The organism is Chitinophaga agri (genome assembly GCF_010093065.1).
Lineage (GTDB): Bacteria > Bacteroidota > Bacteroidia > Chitinophagales > Chitinophagaceae > Chitinophaga > Chitinophaga agri.
Genome location: NZ_CP048113.1, coordinates 688,975 through 706,601, shown reverse-complemented (window position 1 = coordinate 706,601; position 17,627 = coordinate 688,975). Strand labels below are relative to the sequence as shown.

Genomic DNA, 17,627 nt, shown 5'->3' with positions numbered 1-17,627 from the left:
GGGTGTCACAACGATGTCTCATCAGCGCCGATATCCACCCTGTTATGCTGCTTACGTGACTGCTTATCAATATCCAGTTCTCCGGAAGCAGGTACAAAAGCAGGATCACCTGCATTGATACAGGTGGAACTGTTTGCGAGGTGCAGGTTGAGCGTAGCGAGTGTGCTGTTCACAAAAGAAGGAATGCCATAAGTACCATTTGCTTCCAGTCCGGTACCACTTTTAAAAGTAGCCAGCGAACCATAGGTGGTACCGTTAATACCCCCCCAGTCAAACGTGATAGTATTGGCAGTACCGGAAGATGTATAATACCGGTTGTAATTCATCGTGAGGTTGGTACTTGTATATCCCAGCAGGGCGATGACAACAATATTGCTGGCCGACTGTACGATATTATTCGAGAGTGTAACGTGATCAGTGTTTTGTAAACTGATCTCACCCCCCCATCCACCATTTGTATAGTTCTTAAACAGGGTGTTATTGGTGGCGGAAGACCAGGCAACCTTACTACCAGCAGCATTGGAACCGATCACAATGCCGGCTTCTTTATTATTGTAAATAAAGTTGCTGCGGATATTGATACCTTCCGCTGTGTTGTTCGCATTCTCACAACCAACTGTGATACCGGCCCCGTTATTAAAGGAAGTATTGCCTTCGATATTGATCCATTTACCACCGTCCACATAAATACCACCACTCGTAGCCACCGGCGATACACAGTTATAAACAACATTCCCTTTTACATTGCCATTTCGTGCGAAGTTGACACTATCGGGAGCCCCCGTCCAGCTGTAATGTCCTGTCATGTCTATACCAATGTTCCTGATATGGTGTACGATATTGTTCTCGATGAGGAAATTGTTGACATTACCCGACATGGTGAGGGCTTCACTGTAACCAGTATTGCAGGCGTAGATCTGGTTACTGCCAACGTATATCTGCGAGTAGGCAGTGGGTGTGGTACCGACTACGACCAGCGGATTAGCATTATTGGCAGATGATGGTACTGCTGTAGAATCACCCGTCCAGCCTATATTGTAGATACGGCAGGACGTGATCTGTAAGTCAGTACCTGCTCCGCTGACATAGATGCCTGACGCGAAGCTCCTGATGTTGTTAGCAATGCTAATGTTGTTGATCCTTACATAGCTTTTACTGCTGATGTTGATCATGGCGTTCTGTACGCTGTTAGTAGCGCCGACACCATCCAGTACAACTGTGCCACCACTGTAGTTGGTCAGCGTAATAGGCTCCGTAGCGGAGGCGCCGGAATTGGGCCAGTTAAGCCGTTCCTTATAGGTACCACCCGCCACATAAATAGTGCTGCCTGCACCGGAGGTAGTTTTGTTAAGGGCAGCCTGAATTGTCTTTAAAGCACTTGCGGCAGAAGTTCCGGTGTTGGCATCGTTACCGGAGGTTCCGTTGACATAGTAACTGGTAATAGCCAGTTCGGGATGAACGTTGTTATCTTCTTCCATCAGCTCTTTCTTACTACAGGAGATCAGGGTAGCCAGTAACAGGCATGCAATGGCATTCTTCATAGCGGTTTTTTTAATTTATGAGGGAAAATTATCATCGGTAAAGACGATCCGGCCGGCAGACAAGGACCGCCCACAAAGCGTAATTATTTGAAAATAAAACGGATAATAAAAAAACACTATCTACATAAAATTAATTTTCAGCGTAATTAGGAAGATTCACGAAAAATGGCATAGTTTTGTCTACTGTACTGTATAATTGAACAAACCTAAAAAGTCAGGATATGAAAAAGTTATTTTTGAGCTTGGCCACTGTAACGGTGCTCTTTGCTTGTAATAACAAAGCGTCTCAGGAAGAGGCTATTGAAAGTGCAAAGCAAGCTGCCGTAGATTCCGTCAACAACGTGAATGCAATTAAAGAAGCTAAGCAGCAGACCATTGATTCCATGAAGGCGGTTAACAAAGCACGCGAAAGCAAAGCGCCGGCTACTGTAAATCATAGCAATGGTAACACTAATGACAACAGTGCTCCTGCGGCATCCACTGCTTCTACTACTGAAACAAAAAAGAAAGGCTGGAGCCATACTGCTAAAGGCGCCGTTGTAGGTGCTGGTACTGGTGCAGTAACAGGTGCTATCATCAATAAGAACGACCGCGTGAAAGGTGCGGCTATCGGTACCGTAGTAGGTGCTGGTGCTGGTGCTGGTATCGGTGCGATCGTTGATAAAGCTAAAAAGAAAAAAGAAGCCAACCAGTAACTGGTTGCCTATATGACATTGCATGTGGGTCCCGGACGGTATAAACGTCCGGGATTTTTTTGTACCTGTGGCATGTTATTCGTTCCTCTTTGCTATTAAAAGGAGCCAATGAAAAAATTAGCCCATTTAATGATGCTGGCACTGGCTATAGGCAGTACCGCTGAAGCACAGACACGCTATGTGAAAGTACCTGCAGGATACCTGATGGTACTCCGTCAGGGTGACGACCTTTTTGCCCAACTTGAAGCATTTATGGTGAAAGAAAAGATCCCCGCCGCCAACTTCACCGGTATGGGGTTTGTCAACGCTGCATTCGGTTTTTTTAACCAGCAGACGAAAGCGTACGACCCGAAGTCTTTTGATAATGTCGAACTGGCCAGTATGCAGGGTAGTATCGCCTGGCAAAAGGATACTGTCTCTATCCATGCACATGGAGTAGTGACTGATAGTACATTCCAGGCTTATGGCGGGCATTTGCTCGGGGCTACGGTCAGTACCGGTTCACTGGAAATTATGATCACCGTACACAATAAAAGGTTCAGGAGAGAAAAGGACGCGTCTATCGGGGCAAATGTGCTGCAGCTGAAAGAGGAAGAATAATGGCCACGTAAATGGCCAAAATGTCATATTGCTGCTGATCGCTTCCACTTCGCTTGTTCGTCGCTTGTTCGTCGCTAGTTCGTCGCTTCCGGCCCCAACTAGCAAAATGGCAGACATCTACTATTTGTCTATTCTATAACGGGCCTTCTCCCCGCTCTGAACACCAGACTTCCCCCTGCCAGTACCAGCCCCAGTAATGCCGCAATGAATGTACTCCATCCCCATCCTGTCAGCACCACACCAGTACTGGTACCAATGAATGAGGAACCTGCGTAATAGAACAACCAGTACAAAGAAGTAGCCGTACTCTTCCCCTCCTTTGCTTCCTGTGAAATCAACCGGCTGGCCAGGGTATGTGTTGCGAAAAAGCTGAAAGTGAAAATACCCAATCCGGCCGCAAGCGCCACCAGCTGTGGAATGAGCATCAATAACAAACCCGCCGCCATCAAAGGAATAAACACCCTGATCACACGCGCAGGCGGTATGCCATCGGACAACCTTCCGGCCACCATCGTTCCTAATACACCTACTGTATACATCAGGAAGATCCCTGCTATGACATAGTGAGGTAATGAGAACGGCGGACTTTCCAACCGGAAACCCGTATAATTATAAACACTGACAAAACATCCCATCAGTAATGAAGCGGCAAAATACACCAGCACCATAACCGGCTGCCGGAAAAAGACACCCATCTGCTGCCACTTCTGTCCGATATTCATGGGCATAGCGACAAAATGTTTAGAAGCAGGCAACCGCTTAGTAAAAAACAAACCCAGTATCAGACTGGTCGCTCCGATACAACCTGCCGCCCAGCGCCAGTTTGCCCATCCGGCAATCAGCATCACCACGATCCTTCCCGCCATGCCGCCAATCGCATTTCCACTCAGGTATAAACTGATGGCCAGCCCCAGAGAAGTAGTCGCCACCTCTTCTGACAGATACGCCAGTGCGACCGCTGTCACACCCGACAATACCGCTCCTTTGACAAAGTTGACCGCTATCAGCAGGTGAAAATCACGTATAAAAACCGATAAAAGCGTTAATACCGCAGATACCAGCATCGCACCTCCCATGAGATGTTTACGCGGTACGGCATCTGCCTTGAACGAGAAAATAAACAGTCCTGCTGCCATTCCCATGGTGGACGCAGAAACGGCCCAGCTGCTTTGTGCAGGCGTGACACCAAACTCTTTACAGAGCATCGGCAATACAGGTTGGAAAAGGTATAACTGGGCGAAGACGGAGAGCCCTGAAAGGAAAATGCTATTTTTAATACGGCGAAAGCGAAGACTGCCGCGTGCTGCTTTTGTATTGATCTGTGTATCTGTTGTTGCCATTCCTGATGATCCATTCACGCTGCAAAGGTGGGAAGATTAGTGGAAATGTAAAATGATATTTGAGGGATTTATTGACCGACAGGTTATCACACAGAACGCGGGAACAGCCTTTTGCTCTCCCCGCGTCGTAGTACCACATTGCTATAGCAGACAATAGGACAGTGCAGGACAGTTTAGTGCAGGCTTTGCCTAAATTTCTCTTTCGATCTATTACACAAAATTCCTCGTCATGACAAAATCAGGTCTTATTCTGCTATCATTAGGACTATTCTTTACAGATGTATCAGGGCAAACCAGGGTCGGTAGCCTCCTCTGTGAGAACAAGGTCAATCCGAAAGGAGTCGACGTTACACATCCCTTTTTCAGCTGGCAACTTACAGGCGACCGCAAAGGTATCCGGCAATCCGCCTATGAAATACGCGTCAGTACATCTCCACAATCGAATTCCGGCAAAGAATCTGTCTGGAACAGTGGTAAGGTTTCTTCCGATCAGTCCGTACATGTCCCCTATGCCGGCAATCCGCTGGAGTCGGGTAAGCAGTACTACTGGCAGGTCAGGATATGGGATGAGAAAGGCAAAGCCGCCGAATGGAGTCCGGTGGCTGAATGGCAAATGGCGCTCCTGCAACCATCTGACTGGAAAGCCAGCTGGATAGAGCCAGGATCACCAGAAGACAGCATTCTGCGGACTAGTCCACTGTTGCGCAAAACATTCCGCGCGTCGAAGAAGGTCCGCTCGGCAACCGCCTATATCACGTCGCGGGGCCTTTACGAGGCTGTTATCAATGGTAAACGGGTAGGCGATGCCTATCTTACACCCGGCTGGACGAGTTACCGTAAAAGGCTGCAATACCAGCAATATGATGTCACCAGCCTCCTCACACAGGGTGACAATGCTGTAGGTGTGACGCTGGGGGTGGGCTGGTACGCCGGTTACCTGGCCTGGGGAGACAGTAAGAATCACTTCGGTTCCCGTATAGGCCTGTTGTTTCAGTTACATATCCAGTATACGGATGGTACGGAGGAACTGGTCACTTCGGACAATAGCTGGAAGTCCTCTACAGGTAGCATCCTCTATTCAGAGATATATCATGGTGAGACGATCGATGCCAGAAAAGAAAAACAGGGTTGGACAACTGCCGGTTACAATGACAAAGACTGGGTAGCAGTCAGGCTGAGCGCTGATACAACTAAAAGTACCCTGATCGCTACGATCAATGAACCCATCAGGAAACATGAGGAGTTCAAACCAGTGAAGATCTTCACTACTCCTGCCGGAGAAAAGGTCATCGACTTCGGTCAGAACCTCGTAGGCTGGGTGAAGGTAAATATCAAAGCCAGTGCAGGCGATAGCATCGTACTACAGCATGCCGAAGTACTGGATAAAAAAGGGAATTTCTACACGGAGAACCTCCGGCTGGCAAAACAAAAAGATGTCTATATCTTCAGGGGTAACGGCGTAGAATCTTTTGAACCACACTTCACCTTCCAGGGTTTCCGTTTCGTGAAAATAAGCGGCTTCAAAGGCGAAATAAAACCCGAATACTTTACGGCTGTTGCCTTGTATTCAGATATGCCGCAAACAGGTAGTTTCAGTTGCTCCCATCCCCTCATCAACCAGTTACAACACAATATACAATGGGGACAGCGCGGCAACTTCCTGGACGTACCTACTGACTGTCCGCAGCGGGACGAACGTCTGGGCTGGACGGGTGACGCACAGGCATTTTCCAGAACAGCGGCCTACAACTTCCAGGTAAACAATTTCTTCGACAAATGGCTGAAGGATGTCGCGGCAGACCAACGTCCTGATGGCAGTGTGCCGTTCGTGGTACCCAATGTGCTCGGCAATGACGCAATGGGGTCCGCTGGCTGGGCCGACGCGGCGACGATCATCCCCTGGAATATGTACCTGGCCTATGCAGACAAACGGCTGCTGGAACAGCAATATCCCAGCATGAAAGCCTGGGTGGAATATATGCGCGGCAAGAGCGTCGATGACCTGTGGAATACCGGCTTTCACTTTGGCGACTGGCTGTTCTACCGCCCGGATGATGACAATGATGGCCGTGCAGCGCTGACCGATAAATACCTCATTGCGCAATGCTTCTATGCTCATTCCACACAACTGCTGATCAATGCCGCAACAGTATTGGGCAATAAAGCAGATGCAGATAACTACACGAACCTCCTGCAACGCATCAGGGCCGCATTTATGCGGGAGTATGTCACCCCGAGTGGCAGACTGGTATCCGGTTCACAGACGGCCTACGTACTGGCCCTGCAGTTTGATATGCTACCGGAAAATCTGCGTGACCAGGCTGCCCGCAGACTGTCAGATAACATCCAAAGTTACGGGAACCATCTGACCACCGGCTTCCTGGGTACACCCTACCTCTGCCATGTGTTAAGCCGCTTCGGTTATACCGATCTGGCATATACGCTGCTGCTACAGGAGAGTTATCCTTCCTGGCTGTATCCGGTGAAGATGGGTGCCACTACCATCTGGGAGAGATGGAATGGGGAAAAGCCTGATCACAGCTTTGAGACACCAGGTATGAACTCTTTCAACCACTATGCATATGGCGCTATCGGTGACTGGATGTACCGGGTGATCGTTGGTATTGACACAAAAGAAGACGCACCGGGGTACAAGCATATCATTATCAGGCCTAATCCAGGCGGATCGCTGACAAAGGCAGAAGGCAACCTCGCCACTTACTATGGGAATATAAAGTCCTCCTGGCGCGTGGAAAACGGGCAGTTCCTGCTGGATGTGGATATACCGGCTAACACGACCGCTACAGTGTATGTTCCGGTGAAAGATGGTGGCGATGTACTGGAGGGCGGACTGTCTGTTGATAATCAGAAAGAGATAAGGGTGAAGCATAAAGGAAAGGAAGTGATGGAGCTGGAAGTGGCTTCCGGTCAGTATCATTTTGCTACGGCAGGTAAGCCGGCGGTAGCAAAGGTGCAGTAATGATCAACGTTCATTTTGAATGTAGTAAAGGCTCCGGAGCAACATACCTCTCCGGAGCCTTTTAATTATCACCACATAAAATCAGACAAACTCCTGCCAGATGATTATCTTAGTACCGTCATGGATAATATCGTCATCAAAAGAACAGCCAGTACCGTTCCGGACTTCCAACTGCTCATTACCGAGCTGGATGCAGACCTGCGCCGCCGCAACGGAGATATTATGGACATCTACGACGGGCACAATAAGCTCCAGCCGCTCGATACGGCTGTCGTTATCTATATGAATGATGTACCTGTTTGCTGCGGATGCTTCAAATCCTACAGTGACGATGCTGTTGAGGTAAAACGAGTGTATGTACGCGACGAGGCAAGAGGAAAGGGTTTCAGTAAATTACTGATGAAAGAACTGGAAACCTGGGCGACAGAAATCGGCTTCCGTAAAACCGTGCTGGAGACAGGCAGTCAGCAACAGGAAGCACTGGGATTATATACCAGTCTTGGGTATAAACGTATCCCTAATTATGAGCCTTATATCGGTTTGCCGGATAGTGTTTGTTTTGAAAAGGATCTGCTATAACAATTTGTATATAAAAGTGCTCCTTCCTCCACCTCTGTCACCTGCCCATGCATGTGCTTCGGCAACGGCCATTCGTTTTTAAGTCAGATATACCAGCAACTATGTACGATCTATTCTTCCAGCGGTTCAATGAAAAGGTGCCCCTAACGACGGACGAAACGGCCATCATAAAAGCGCATCTGGTACCTAAAACATTACGGAAGAAGGAATTCCTGCTCCATGAAGGTGAGGTCAGTAAACATATTGCCTTTGTAGAAAATGGGGTATTACGCATGTATCTTCCGGAAGAAAATGGTACACAGCGCATTACACAGTTCGCCATAGAAGGCTGGACCATTGCTGACCTATATAGCTTCCTCACTGGCGAACCCGCCACCCAAAGCATTGATGCGCTGGAAGACACAACGGTTCTGCTGATCAGTAAAAGCGCTCACGAGACGCTACTGAAACAACTGGGTAAATACGAGACCTATATGCGGCTACTTATCACTAATGCCTATATCGCTTTGCAGAAGCGCTTTACCTCTTCCTTTCACTTATCGCTGGAAGAGCAATACCAGCACTTTGTCAATACCTACCCGCAGATAGTGAACCGGGTACCTCAGCATATGATCGCGTCGTATATGGGACTGACGCCGGCTACCCTAAGCCGCCTCCGGAAAAGATTATCACTCCGGAAGCAGGGGTAGCTATCTGCGTCGAAATTTCCCTCCCTGTTGAGGCTCCCATTGGTCTACTTTAGGCTTACTAAGCACATTATCCTCTCGTCCATCCGCCTTTAGCTGACTATTCTGCAGCTTACGCAGTGTCTCCAGTTTGGTCGTCAACGCATCCCAGAATTGCTGCTGGTTCATCTGGGTTTCATTACCTATCGCGTTGTCAATTTCGTTAAGTACTTCGCTACGCGGTGTCCTTGCGCCATCTTCATCCGTATTGAGATCCACCCCACTGCCGGGGTCACCGATACGATTATCTCCAGATGGTCCGACTTCCAGGTTGAAAGGCAGATTCAGGAGAATTTTTTGTGTATTGGAAGCCCCTTTGAATGTCGAAGTGCCAATCTCCTCCAACTTCAGCTTAAATGACTGAGAAACGTCCGCATGTTGCACCATCTTCTTATGCAATCCCTTCAGGTTGGAACGGGATACTTTATGGTGAATGGTATATTTGCCGTTCTTAAACAGCTGCTGATCTCCAGACCTGCCAATCTCTTTAGCTTCATTACGTACGCTACCAAAAGCCCAGTCTCCGGAACCACCTCCACCTCCTTTTGACCTGTTCGCGTGAAAATCCTCCTGCTCCCTTTCCAGTGCCGCTACAAATGCATCTCTGTCAAATTCCGGGTCATCTTCCCATTTTTCCTCATCATCGTTATATGTCTTGCCGAATCCCTCCATATCCTCGTTCGAATAACTGGAAGTTTCGGCTGCTGTATGCGTTGCAAAGTGGGCAAGATCATCATCCAGATTAAGCCGTTCCTGGAGGATATTGAACCGGCTGACAGTGTCCCTTGCCCTTTGAAGCCCACGCTCATTCAGCTCAAGCTCCGCCCTTTTATGTCTGCCCTTGTCTCCTGCCAGAAATCTGATACCGTCCGCATTTTTTGCTGCCAGTTCTGAATACATGACCGTCTTAGCAAGTATTTCCTGTGCCTCAGTCTCATCTATGCCTAAAACAGATACCAGCAGGTCCTGTGGAGTTGTGGGTAACACTTCCTCATCCGAATCCACCTCCCCTTTCTTCTCCTTCTTAGGCTCCGGTTCGTTATCACCTGTATTCTTTTTTGTTTTCTTCTTCCCCAGCTGCACCACGCCACTCATTGATGCCGGGCTAACCATTCGCTGAAAAGGTTGTACAGCAGGCATGGAGATTCCACCTGGGGAAGACGGCTGTACCGCCATCGCCCTGGATGGTTGCCGAAAATGGGATTGTTCTGTATAAGACTGCATAAGGATAACGGGTTGATGGTATTTCAGGCACTTAATATAGCGAATATTGCGGATTCTTCCTTATCTACAATAGTTCTCTACTCACACCGGCAGCTCTTTACCTCCATCAGGCAAGCGACCACTTACCTCCGGGTTAGCGCCCGATTTATTGCTCCAAAGCAATAAATAATCCGCGCGTCCTTGATAACTTTGCTTATCCGATCAGCCAACTGACGCCTGGAAGGTCCTTTTAATAAGATCTCTCAGTAGTTGCTGGCCTAAAACGACTGTTTCAGATGGAAAGGAAAAATTTTATTAAATCGATAGCAGTAGGAGCTCTTAGTATGACAACTTTATCCGCATTCAAAAACTTTACAGATAATCTCCCTGAAGACGAGCACATGATGCCCGTACTCTTCATCGGACACGGATCTCCCATGAATGGGATCGAAGACACGGAGTTCAGCCGTCGCTGGACACAAATGGCGAAAGAGACACCCACGCCAAAGGCTGTACTGGTGGTCTCTGCGCACTGGCTGACCAGAGGCACCAGGATCACCGCCATGGACTTCCCTAAGACCATTCATGATTTCGGTGGGTTTCCCAGGGAACTCTTCGCCGTACAATACCCTGCCCCCGGCGATCCATTGCTGGCAAAAGAAACAGCAAAACTGATCCAGTCCACACAGGTAGAACTGGACCATGACTGGGGACTGGACCACGGTACCTGGACCATCATCCGGCATATGTACCCGCATGCTGATATACCGGTACTGCAACTCAGTATTGACTACTCAAAACATCCGCAGTACCACTATGAAATGGCAAAGGAACTATATGCCCTCCGTAAGAAAGGTGTCCTGATCATCGGTAGCGGCAACATGGTACACAACCTCCGGATGGCTGCCTGGGACAGACTGAACGAACAGTTTGCCTTCGACTGGGCCTCAAAGATCAACGATCAGTTCAAATACCTGATCCAGCAGAACGATCACAGAGCACTCATCAACTATGAGAAACTGGGAAGGGAAGCTACGCTGGCCATCCCAACACCTGATCACTATCTGCCGCTCATTTACACACTCGGATTAAAAAGCAGCAAAGACAACGTGGCATTCTTTAACGACAAGGCGGTGGCTGGTTCACTGACTATGACCTCAGTAAAAATTGGCTAACGCCTGGCTCAGACAAATGATCATGGGAGGCTGTCCGCCATTGGCAGTCAGCCTCCGGATCGTATTCATCACTCATAAAGACACCTGTGTCGCCACAATAAACGTCCCCCTTGAGGTATATTGCCTGTCTGCGACAACTACCGGACGTGTCTGATACTTCAGCGTCACTCTCGCATGATGCCCATCCAGGAAAATATTCGAACCACAACTCCAGTACGTGAACGCATTACTACCATAACGCTGGAAGCGCTGCCAGCTATATTCTCCGAAAGCCTGTACCCTTACGGCACTCCTCCACATTGTCTTTGGCAGTAAAATTCCTGCTTGTGTAAACCAGGAAGTACCTGTACCAATAATAGGCGCAAGATTCCCAAACCCTGCCTGTGACTTCACGCCATTGTAGCGCTCTGCTGCACCGGCATTCACATTCATAATGGAACCATTACGAAGATAACCAGGACCGAAGTGATAATTGTAGTACACACTATAACCCGTGAATGCCCAGTTACTGGTATTACCACCGAATGGGATGTCTGCAAATACATCCGTCGCCCACAATCCTATGTTATGCTCCTGCAATGCAGCTGTCGCTGTATTAGACCGTTGTGTGGTCGTTCCGGACGCGGTGTAGTAATATCCTGCACCTACATTCAGCACCTTTTTTGTACCCACATAAGTACCTACCGTAAATGGCAGGAAGTCCGACTCCCGCTCAAAAAACTGCCAGGCCACATAACCGGTCGTAGACAATCCACCTGCCGCATTATTATCTACGGCATACCCGCTGTCCGGCGCCCCAGCCGGATAAGCCACTGGTTGATTCAGCACGGTAAATGGTTTATTGACCGCCCACCTGTATGACAGTTTATAAACATGTCCTTTTGCATAAACACCGATCTGGCGGGCAAACTGATCTGACAGATCAACCAGTGGCCAGTTATACAGCGGTACGTCCAAAGCCAGGTAGTTCGATGAACTGGCCGTCGTCATACGACTGATCCCCATCCAGTAATGCAGGCCGGTACCCACATACAAAGACACGTTATTCATCCTGCAGGAGGCGTCTTTATGATCAGGCAGCACTGCATATTCATTCCAGAGATCATGGACGTATAACTCCGGCTTCTTACCCAGCGTACCCTGGAACTGCGCGCTGCCGTTCCCCGTGTTGCCGCCACCGCTACTACCACCACTGGAAAAGGTCTGGTTATCTATACCGATATTGGCGACGATCAGATACCGGGGGCCCAGCTGACTGTAAGTCGTTAGTCTGAACTGACGGATGCTGAAATCGGTCCAGCTATCCTTCTGCACACCATTGATCGCTGTTCCGGGGTTAGCGCGGGTGTGTCTCGCCCAGAAAGTGGCATATGTATTAAACTGTATGTACTTCTTCCCGGAGGAATCGAACTTGATACGCATGCCATCTTTATATTCTGGAGAGCCACCCTGCGCAAAGGATGAAAGGCCGGTTATCAAACAAAGGGCACAAATGAACAGCAACTGTTTCATGATACCTGCACTTTTCTTAATCCCGCACCTTTACCCGTTTCACCAATCACAAGGCTCAGGAAGAATGCCACCAATATAATGACAATAAAGAATATTCCTGCACCCTTGAAATGAGCGGTATTATCTGATGCGGTAAAAAGTGTCTTCCCAAAATAAGCTGCAAATATTGGCCCCAATATAGACGTCACGCCAAACACCAGGAAGTTGATCCCACCGGTTGCACTACCTTTCACCTCATCCGGATTTGCTTCCTTGATAATTGAATAAGGAATCATCGCAACGCCCGACGCAATGCCAAACACTGCCAGCGTCAGCCAGCTGGGTAATGAAGCAGGCAGGAAAACAAATTGCGTAAAAGCAATGAACATCACTACGATACCGGCGATCAATACCGGCCTGCGTTTACCCATCCGGTCCGAGATCCACCCTGCCAGGGGGCAACCTACTACCCAGCCCATTGGTACCATTGCACATGCGACAACGGCCGCCTGATTAGAGAATTGCAGGTCCTGCTTTAAGAAGGCAATTCCCCAGGTCATCGCAAAAATAGTGGTGGGTGCAAACAGACATCCTGATATCACACCACTCAGATAAGACTGTGGATTGGTAAAAACAATCCTGTAAGGCGCCAGTATACCAGCCGTCTTACCGCTTACGCTTACCTGTTCCCTCGGCGTTGTCATATACAGCATCACTGCAATGACTACACTGATCACGCCGATGATCAGCCAGAAGCTCTTTACCGGAAACCCGCTGCTGATCAACGGGCCGGTTACAAACTGACCCGCGGAGCCTCCCAGCATACCTACACATTGTGTAATACCAATTGCCGTCGCCAGGAACTTAGGTGAGAAACCATGTGCAGCCAGGTACACACAACCGGTAAAAGCAAAAGCGGACCCTGCTCCCTGTAATAACCTGCCGATATCTCCTGCTGCCACAAGTGGCACCGCAAACAACAGTGACCCCACTCCCAATACCAGCGATCCGAAAGAGATCACTCCCTTACCTCCCCAGCGGTCCAGTGCCACCCCGGCTACCAGGCTGGTCACCGAATAGGTAAAATAGTACTTCACCACGATCTCTCCGATACCGACTGCATCTACATGAAAGACCTGTTCCAGTTCAGGAATCATCACTGCCGGAGACGACCTTACCGCATATTCTACCAGATAAAAGATCGTCCCAATCACCCAGGCCCAGATAAAAGCCTGGCGCTTATCATTCGTGTCCACGTTCATCATTGATTGCTGATTTAAGCTGTACATGAAAGATTAATCGAACAGCTCGTACAAATGTTTGTAATTGCCCTTCACTGAAGCCAGTACATCCTCGAACTTCCCCCCCAGCATCATTTTGGTCATGGAAATGGCCATCCCCTTCACCATCTTCAGTTCAACATGCGGCGGCATCGACAATGCAGCAGGATCAGTAAATACATTGACCAGCACAGGTCCGTCTGTATTAAATGCTTCCCGCAGTCCATTCTCCAGTTCCGCCGGATCGCTGATGGTGATACCTTTGATCCCCATTGCTTCCGCCACTTTTGCAAAGTCAGGGTCCTGCATATCTACCTGGAAATCCGGCAGCCCCAGTACTTCCATTTCCAGTTTTACCATACCCAGTGAACGGTTATTAAACACGATCAGTTTTACTGGCAGTCTGTATTGTTTAATCGTTGCAAGATCTCCGAGTAACATAGAGATACCGCCATCACCGCACATAGCCACCACCTGCGTACCAGGACTGGCCAATGCTGCGCCCATTGCATGCGGCATGGCGTTGGCCATCGAACCGTGTACAAAAGAACCTATCATTTTTCTTTTGCCGGTAGCATCAATATAACGCGCGCTCCATACATTACACATACCTGTGTCGCAGGTAAAAATAGCATCGTCTGCCGCCAGCTTGTTCAATGTCGCCGCTACTGCTTCCGGATGTATCGCATTCTTCGCACCCTTGTCTTTTACGTAGAGTTGTAAGTGTTCCTGCACCTTATGATAGATTTCCAGTTGTGCGTTCAGAAAGCTATTATCTGTCTTTTCCTTCAGTAACGGCAGTAACGCATTGAGCGTAGTCTTAATATCGCCATACAATCCCATCTCCAGCTTCGCCCGGCGTCCCAGGTTCTCTGGTTTGATATCTATCTGGATGATCTTTTTATTCTCCGGATAAAATTGTGTGTAAGGGAAATCAGTTCCCAGCAGGATCACCACATCACTCTCATGCATACTGTGATAGGCAGAAGGTAATCCAAGCAAACCGGTCATACCTACCTGGTAAGGGTTATCGTATCCAATGCCCATCTTCCCACGGAAAGAATATCCCACAGGCGCTTTCAGCAAAGCCGCCATGGCCACTACTTCATCGTGTGCCTCCGCAGCGCCGATACCACAAAAGATGCAGATCTTAGGATGTGCGTTGATTATACCTGCTAGCACAGCAAGTTCTTCAGGCATAGGACAGATCGTAGCCCTGGTAAAATAATTGCGGGTGGATGATTCAATGGTCGTAGCAGCTGACAGGGCTACATCGCCAGGCAATCCTACTACTGCAACACCCTTCTTCTGTACAGCTGTCTGAATCGCCGCCTGTGTCATTCTCGGCACCTGTTCCGGCGTGGCCCCCACCTGCGTATAATAACTGCAATCATCAAATAGTTTGATCACATTCGTTTCCTGAAAATAACCGCTACCAAATTCCTTTGTAGCACAGGTAGTAGCAATTGCCAGTACCGGCGCGCCGGAACGGTGAGCATCATATAATCCGTTCACCAGGTGTACGTGTCCGGGTCCGCTGCTGCCCGCACAACACGCCAGCCCACTGATCTGCGCATCTGCGGAGGCTGCGAACGCGCCTGCTTCTTCATTTCTTACATGTATCCACGTGAGTTCCGGATGTTTCCGGATAGCATCATTCAAGCCATTAAGACTATCGCCGGTGATGGCGTATATTCTCTTAATACCTGCGTTAACTAACATTTCAACCAGCTGATCTGCGACCTTTGACTGCATAACATTTTTTTTACTGTTGATAAAGCCTTACGATTTAGTAAGTATGCTGTAGACGATAATAACGGGAAGCAGATATCTTCCCCGGGTTACCTATATTGATACAAGCGATCATTGCAGTGATGTGTATCATGGTTAACTCATACTGCTGACAAAATTATTACTACATAGTCGTTTTGTCCATGTCTAAACCATCGGTCATTCTGTACAAAATCCTGTAAATGTAGGCGATATCATGGGGGGGCATCAAAGGCCGGGGAGCTAACAGTGTTGTATATTATTAAAAAAGGGGCTTTTCAGCCCCTTCCTGATCCGATCATGGATTAGTTGACCACAATCCTACTTCCTTTACAAAAGCGCGCTGGGGCAGCTTCAGATTATTCACCACCAGGAATGCCAGATCTTCCGGTTGTAATACCTTGTCCGGATTTCCATCAGTAAACTTAGATGTCAATGTCATCTCTGTTGCGATCGTACTAGGGTTCAGTGTGGTCACGCGCACATTCGATTTACGCACCTCCTGCATCAGCGACTCTGTAAAGTTGATCACCGCCGCTTTGGACGCACCATAGGCTGTCATCTTCGCCGCACCCTTCTGTCCCGCTGTAGATGCCACATTGATAATATCACCCTTACCCTGCTCCAGGATGAACGGTAATACCTCACGTGTTACATAATACGTACCCAGTACATTCACCTGGAATACTTTCTCCCATTCCTCCACCGGAATCTCCAGTATACCGCCATACGCCAGTACACCTGCATTATTGATCAGTATATCGATTTTTTTCAGGGCACCGGTGATGCTGGCTATTGCGGCTTTTACCTGCGCATAGTCGCCTACATCTGCAGTCGCATATGCCACGTTCACATCCGCATTGATTGCCTTCACTTCCCCTGCTACCTGTTGCAGGTCAGCCGCCGTGCGGGCGATCAGCCCCAGATGTACACCCTCTGCGGCCAGTGCCAGTGCCATTGCTTTACCTAATCCTTTTCCTGCGCCGGTGATAACGGCGGTCTTTCCTTGTAATGATTGCATATAATAATGATATTTAAGTAGTGATACCTGTCAGGCGTCATTGTTGCCCTGCAAAATTCATTACATTTGAACTTCAAACCAAACTTCTGGCAGTTTTTTGCTGGTTTGTCCAATAATCATGAACTTATGATACAGTTGGTACGGCGTACAATGGAAATTCTGCAGTATATCGCCCAGAATGGGAATAATGTACGCCTGCAGGACATTACCCAGTCGCTGCAACTCGAAAAGACGACGGTTCATAATTTTCTGAAATCTCTCATTGAACTGATATGTATCAGTCCGGAACAGGTAACGGCTATCTTTCCTGACGGATGAGTAATCTTATGTATTTTACCAAAACCCTAACATTCTATTTACTAATTTGCCCTACAACCTGTAATGACCCGTGACAGCGCTGCCTGAGAGGTTTCCCCCCGACTATTCAATAACCCATGCCATAAGCACATTAACTGTATAAATCTGAGTTATGAAAAGAAGTACATTCCCAATGACCGACGGTATGACGATACCTGTTCGGTTAAGCCGTCTGATAGGTATGGCTGCATTAATCCTCGCATTCAGTCTCCCTGTTGATGCCCAGCGTCAGCGTATGACCTATAACCTGTCAGACCTGTTAACCAAAAAAAGCTTCACTGTCGAAAACAGGCGTATATCCGGACTGACTGAGAAAAACGGCGTCCGGCTTTCCGCTGACAATGGCGCCGGCGTTGCCTGGATTAATAACGCCTCCTTCTCCAATGGTGCTATAGAAGCCGATCTGCGGGGCAAAGACATCAAACAACGTAGCTTTATCGGTATAGCCTTTCACGGCGCGTCGAAAGACGATTGTGAAGTGATCTACTTCCGGCCCTTTAACTTCCATGCGAAAGACAGCCTGGCCAGCATGCACATGGTACAGTATGTACAGGACACTCTCTATGGATGGGAACGGCTAAGGGAAGAACACCCGGGTGTATATGAAAACAAACTTGCTGTACCGCCTGCACCCGACGACTGGTTCCATGTGAAGATAGATGTACAGGGTAAGGCCATTAAAGTATATGTCAATAATGAGAAAAGCCCCAGTCTGCAGGTAACCTCACTGGGTACCCGGACCTCCGGCAAACTGGGTTTGTGGGTAGGTAATAATGCCGAAGGGGATTTCGGGAACCTCGTCGTAGCACCACGTTAAATAAGACCAGGCGGCCCTGCGGAACTATTGTTAAACCAAACGCCTGTGAACCG

The 17,627-nt window shown here is 48.5% G+C and carries 15 protein-coding genes; 8 read left to right on the top strand and 7 right to left on the bottom strand.

The annotated features are described in order from the left end of the window. Nucleotides 1-5: 5 nt before the first annotated feature. Nucleotides 6-1,541: a right-handed parallel beta-helix repeat-containing protein gene (locus GWR21_RS02735; protein ID WP_162330249.1), complete on the bottom strand. Its 1,536-nt coding sequence runs from the start codon at nucleotides 1,539-1,541 to the stop codon at nucleotides 6-8. Between the two features lie 221 nt (nucleotides 1,542-1,762). On the opposite strand from GWR21_RS02735, the gene GWR21_RS02730 reads away from it, so the two are divergent. Further along, nucleotides 1,763-2,236: a YMGG-like glycine zipper-containing protein gene (locus GWR21_RS02730; RefSeq protein ID WP_162330248.1), complete on the top strand. Its 474-nt coding sequence runs from the start codon at nucleotides 1,763-1,765 to the stop codon at nucleotides 2,234-2,236. A 108-nt stretch (nucleotides 2,237-2,344) separates the two neighbouring features. After that, nucleotides 2,345-2,836, top strand: a complete 492-nt coding sequence (locus GWR21_RS02725) for a PPC domain-containing DNA-binding protein (protein WP_162330247.1) — start codon at nucleotides 2,345-2,347, stop codon at nucleotides 2,834-2,836. 128 nt (nucleotides 2,837-2,964) lie between these two features. Here GWR21_RS02725 and GWR21_RS02720 read toward each other — a convergent pair whose 3' ends face one another. Beyond that, a complete protein-coding gene (locus GWR21_RS02720; protein WP_162330246.1) occupies nucleotides 2,965-4,176 on the bottom strand; it encodes an MFS transporter in 1,212 nt (403 codons plus the stop codon). A 229-nt stretch (nucleotides 4,177-4,405) separates the two neighbouring features. On the opposite strand from GWR21_RS02720, the gene GWR21_RS02715 reads away from it, so the two are divergent. The 3 genes from GWR21_RS02715 to GWR21_RS02705 all read left to right on the top strand — a co-directional run bounded on the left by GWR21_RS02715 (nucleotide 4,406) and on the right by GWR21_RS02705 (nucleotide 8,424). After that, the gene (locus tag GWR21_RS02715; protein WP_162330245.1) at nucleotides 4,406-7,156 is read left to right on the top strand and encodes a glycoside hydrolase family 78 protein; all 2,751 of its coding nucleotides are present in this window, start codon (nucleotides 4,406-4,408) and stop codon (nucleotides 7,154-7,156) included. Between the two features lie 15 nt (nucleotides 7,157-7,171). Continuing rightward, the gene (locus GWR21_RS02710; RefSeq protein ID WP_202929036.1) at nucleotides 7,172-7,735 is read left to right on the top strand and encodes a GNAT family N-acetyltransferase; all 564 of its coding nucleotides are present in this window, start codon (nucleotides 7,172-7,174) and stop codon (nucleotides 7,733-7,735) included. 101 nt (nucleotides 7,736-7,836) lie between these two features. Next, complete coding sequence (locus tag GWR21_RS02705) at nucleotides 7,837-8,424, top strand: Crp/Fnr family transcriptional regulator (RefSeq protein ID WP_162330244.1); 588 nt, start codon at nucleotides 7,837-7,839, stop codon at nucleotides 8,422-8,424. Here the strand turns inward: GWR21_RS02705 and GWR21_RS02700 are convergent, their stop codons facing one another. Continuing rightward, nucleotides 8,425-9,684, bottom strand: a complete 1,260-nt coding sequence (locus GWR21_RS02700; protein WP_162330243.1) for a hypothetical protein — start codon at nucleotides 9,682-9,684, stop codon at nucleotides 8,425-8,427. It lies immediately after the preceding gene. Between the two features lie 275 nt (nucleotides 9,685-9,959). Between GWR21_RS02700 and ygiD the strand changes: the two genes are divergently transcribed. Then, on the top strand, nucleotides 9,960-10,838 hold the full coding sequence (gene ygiD, locus GWR21_RS02695) for a 4,5-DOPA-extradiol-dioxygenase (RefSeq protein WP_202929035.1): 879 nt from the start codon (nucleotides 9,960-9,962) through the stop codon (nucleotides 10,836-10,838). A 72-nt stretch (nucleotides 10,839-10,910) separates the two neighbouring features. Here ygiD and GWR21_RS02690 read toward each other — a convergent pair whose 3' ends face one another. The 4 genes from GWR21_RS02690 to GWR21_RS02675 all read right to left on the bottom strand — a co-directional run bounded on the left by GWR21_RS02690 (nucleotide 10,911) and on the right by GWR21_RS02675 (nucleotide 16,400). After that, nucleotides 10,911-12,350 (bottom strand): porin, encoded by a 1,440-nt coding sequence (locus GWR21_RS02690; RefSeq protein ID WP_162330242.1) that lies wholly within the window; start codon nucleotides 12,348-12,350, stop codon nucleotides 10,911-10,913. Continuing rightward, nucleotides 12,347-13,594 carry an MFS transporter gene (locus GWR21_RS02685; RefSeq protein WP_202929034.1) on the bottom strand — a complete coding sequence of 416 codons (1,248 nt, stop codon included), beginning with the start codon at nucleotides 13,592-13,594 and terminating at the stop codon, nucleotides 12,347-12,349. Before GWR21_RS02685 ends, GWR21_RS02690 begins: the two co-directional genes overlap by 4 nt. 30 nt (nucleotides 13,595-13,624) lie before the next feature. Continuing rightward, nucleotides 13,625-15,364, bottom strand: a complete 1,740-nt coding sequence (locus GWR21_RS02680; protein ID WP_162330241.1) for a thiamine pyrophosphate-dependent enzyme — start codon at nucleotides 15,362-15,364, stop codon at nucleotides 13,625-13,627. A 313-nt stretch (nucleotides 15,365-15,677) separates the two neighbouring features. Beyond that, nucleotides 15,678-16,400: a 3-ketoacyl-ACP reductase gene (locus GWR21_RS02675; RefSeq protein WP_162330240.1), complete on the bottom strand. Its 723-nt coding sequence runs from the start codon at nucleotides 16,398-16,400 to the stop codon at nucleotides 15,678-15,680. A gap of 126 nt (nucleotides 16,401-16,526) precedes the next feature. Between GWR21_RS02675 and GWR21_RS02670 the strand changes: the two genes are divergently transcribed. Beyond that, nucleotides 16,527-16,718 (top strand): helix-turn-helix domain-containing protein, encoded by a 192-nt coding sequence (locus GWR21_RS02670; RefSeq protein WP_162330239.1) that lies wholly within the window; start codon nucleotides 16,527-16,529, stop codon nucleotides 16,716-16,718. A 151-nt stretch (nucleotides 16,719-16,869) separates the two neighbouring features. Continuing rightward, complete coding sequence (locus GWR21_RS02665) at nucleotides 16,870-17,574, top strand: LamG domain-containing protein (RefSeq protein WP_162330238.1); 705 nt, start codon at nucleotides 16,870-16,872, stop codon at nucleotides 17,572-17,574. The last annotated feature ends 53 nt before the right edge of the window (nucleotides 17,575-17,627 follow it).

Coding starts and splice junctions, on each gene's coding strand:
- GWR21_RS02690 (WP_162330242.1), bottom strand. CDS start 12,350: ATGAAACAGTTGCTGTTCATTTGTGCCCTTTGTTTGATAACCGGCCTT.
- GWR21_RS02670 (WP_162330239.1), top strand. CDS start 16,527: ATGATACAGTTGGTACGGCGTACAATGGAAATTCTGCAGTATATCGCC.
- GWR21_RS02705 (WP_162330244.1), top strand. CDS start 7,837: ATGTACGATCTATTCTTCCAGCGGTTCAATGAAAAGGTGCCCCTAACG.
- ygiD (WP_202929035.1), top strand. CDS start 9,960: ATGGAAAGGAAAAATTTTATTAAATCGATAGCAGTAGGAGCTCTTAGT.
- GWR21_RS02725 (WP_162330247.1), top strand. CDS start 2,345: ATGAAAAAATTAGCCCATTTAATGATGCTGGCACTGGCTATAGGCAGT.
- GWR21_RS02730 (WP_162330248.1), top strand. CDS start 1,763: ATGAAAAAGTTATTTTTGAGCTTGGCCACTGTAACGGTGCTCTTTGCT.
- GWR21_RS02715 (WP_162330245.1), top strand. CDS start 4,406: ATGACAAAATCAGGTCTTATTCTGCTATCATTAGGACTATTCTTTACA.
- GWR21_RS02680 (WP_162330241.1), bottom strand. CDS start 15,364: ATGCAGTCAAAGGTCGCAGATCAGCTGGTTGAAATGTTAGTTAACGCA.
- GWR21_RS02675 (WP_162330240.1), bottom strand. CDS start 16,400: ATGCAATCATTACAAGGAAAGACCGCCGTTATCACCGGCGCAGGAAAA.
- GWR21_RS02735 (WP_162330249.1), bottom strand. CDS start 1,541: ATGAAGAATGCCATTGCATGCCTGTTACTGGCTACCCTGATCTCCTGT.
- GWR21_RS02665 (WP_162330238.1), top strand. CDS start 16,870: ATGAAAAGAAGTACATTCCCAATGACCGACGGTATGACGATACCTGTT.
- GWR21_RS02720 (WP_162330246.1), bottom strand. CDS start 4,176: ATGGCAACAACAGATACACAGATCAATACAAAAGCAGCACGCGGCAGT.
- GWR21_RS02700 (WP_162330243.1), bottom strand. CDS start 9,684: ATGCAGTCTTATACAGAACAATCCCATTTTCGGCAACCATCCAGGGCG.
- GWR21_RS02685 (WP_202929034.1), bottom strand. CDS start 13,594: ATGATGAACGTGGACACGAATGATAAGCGCCAGGCTTTTATCTGGGCC.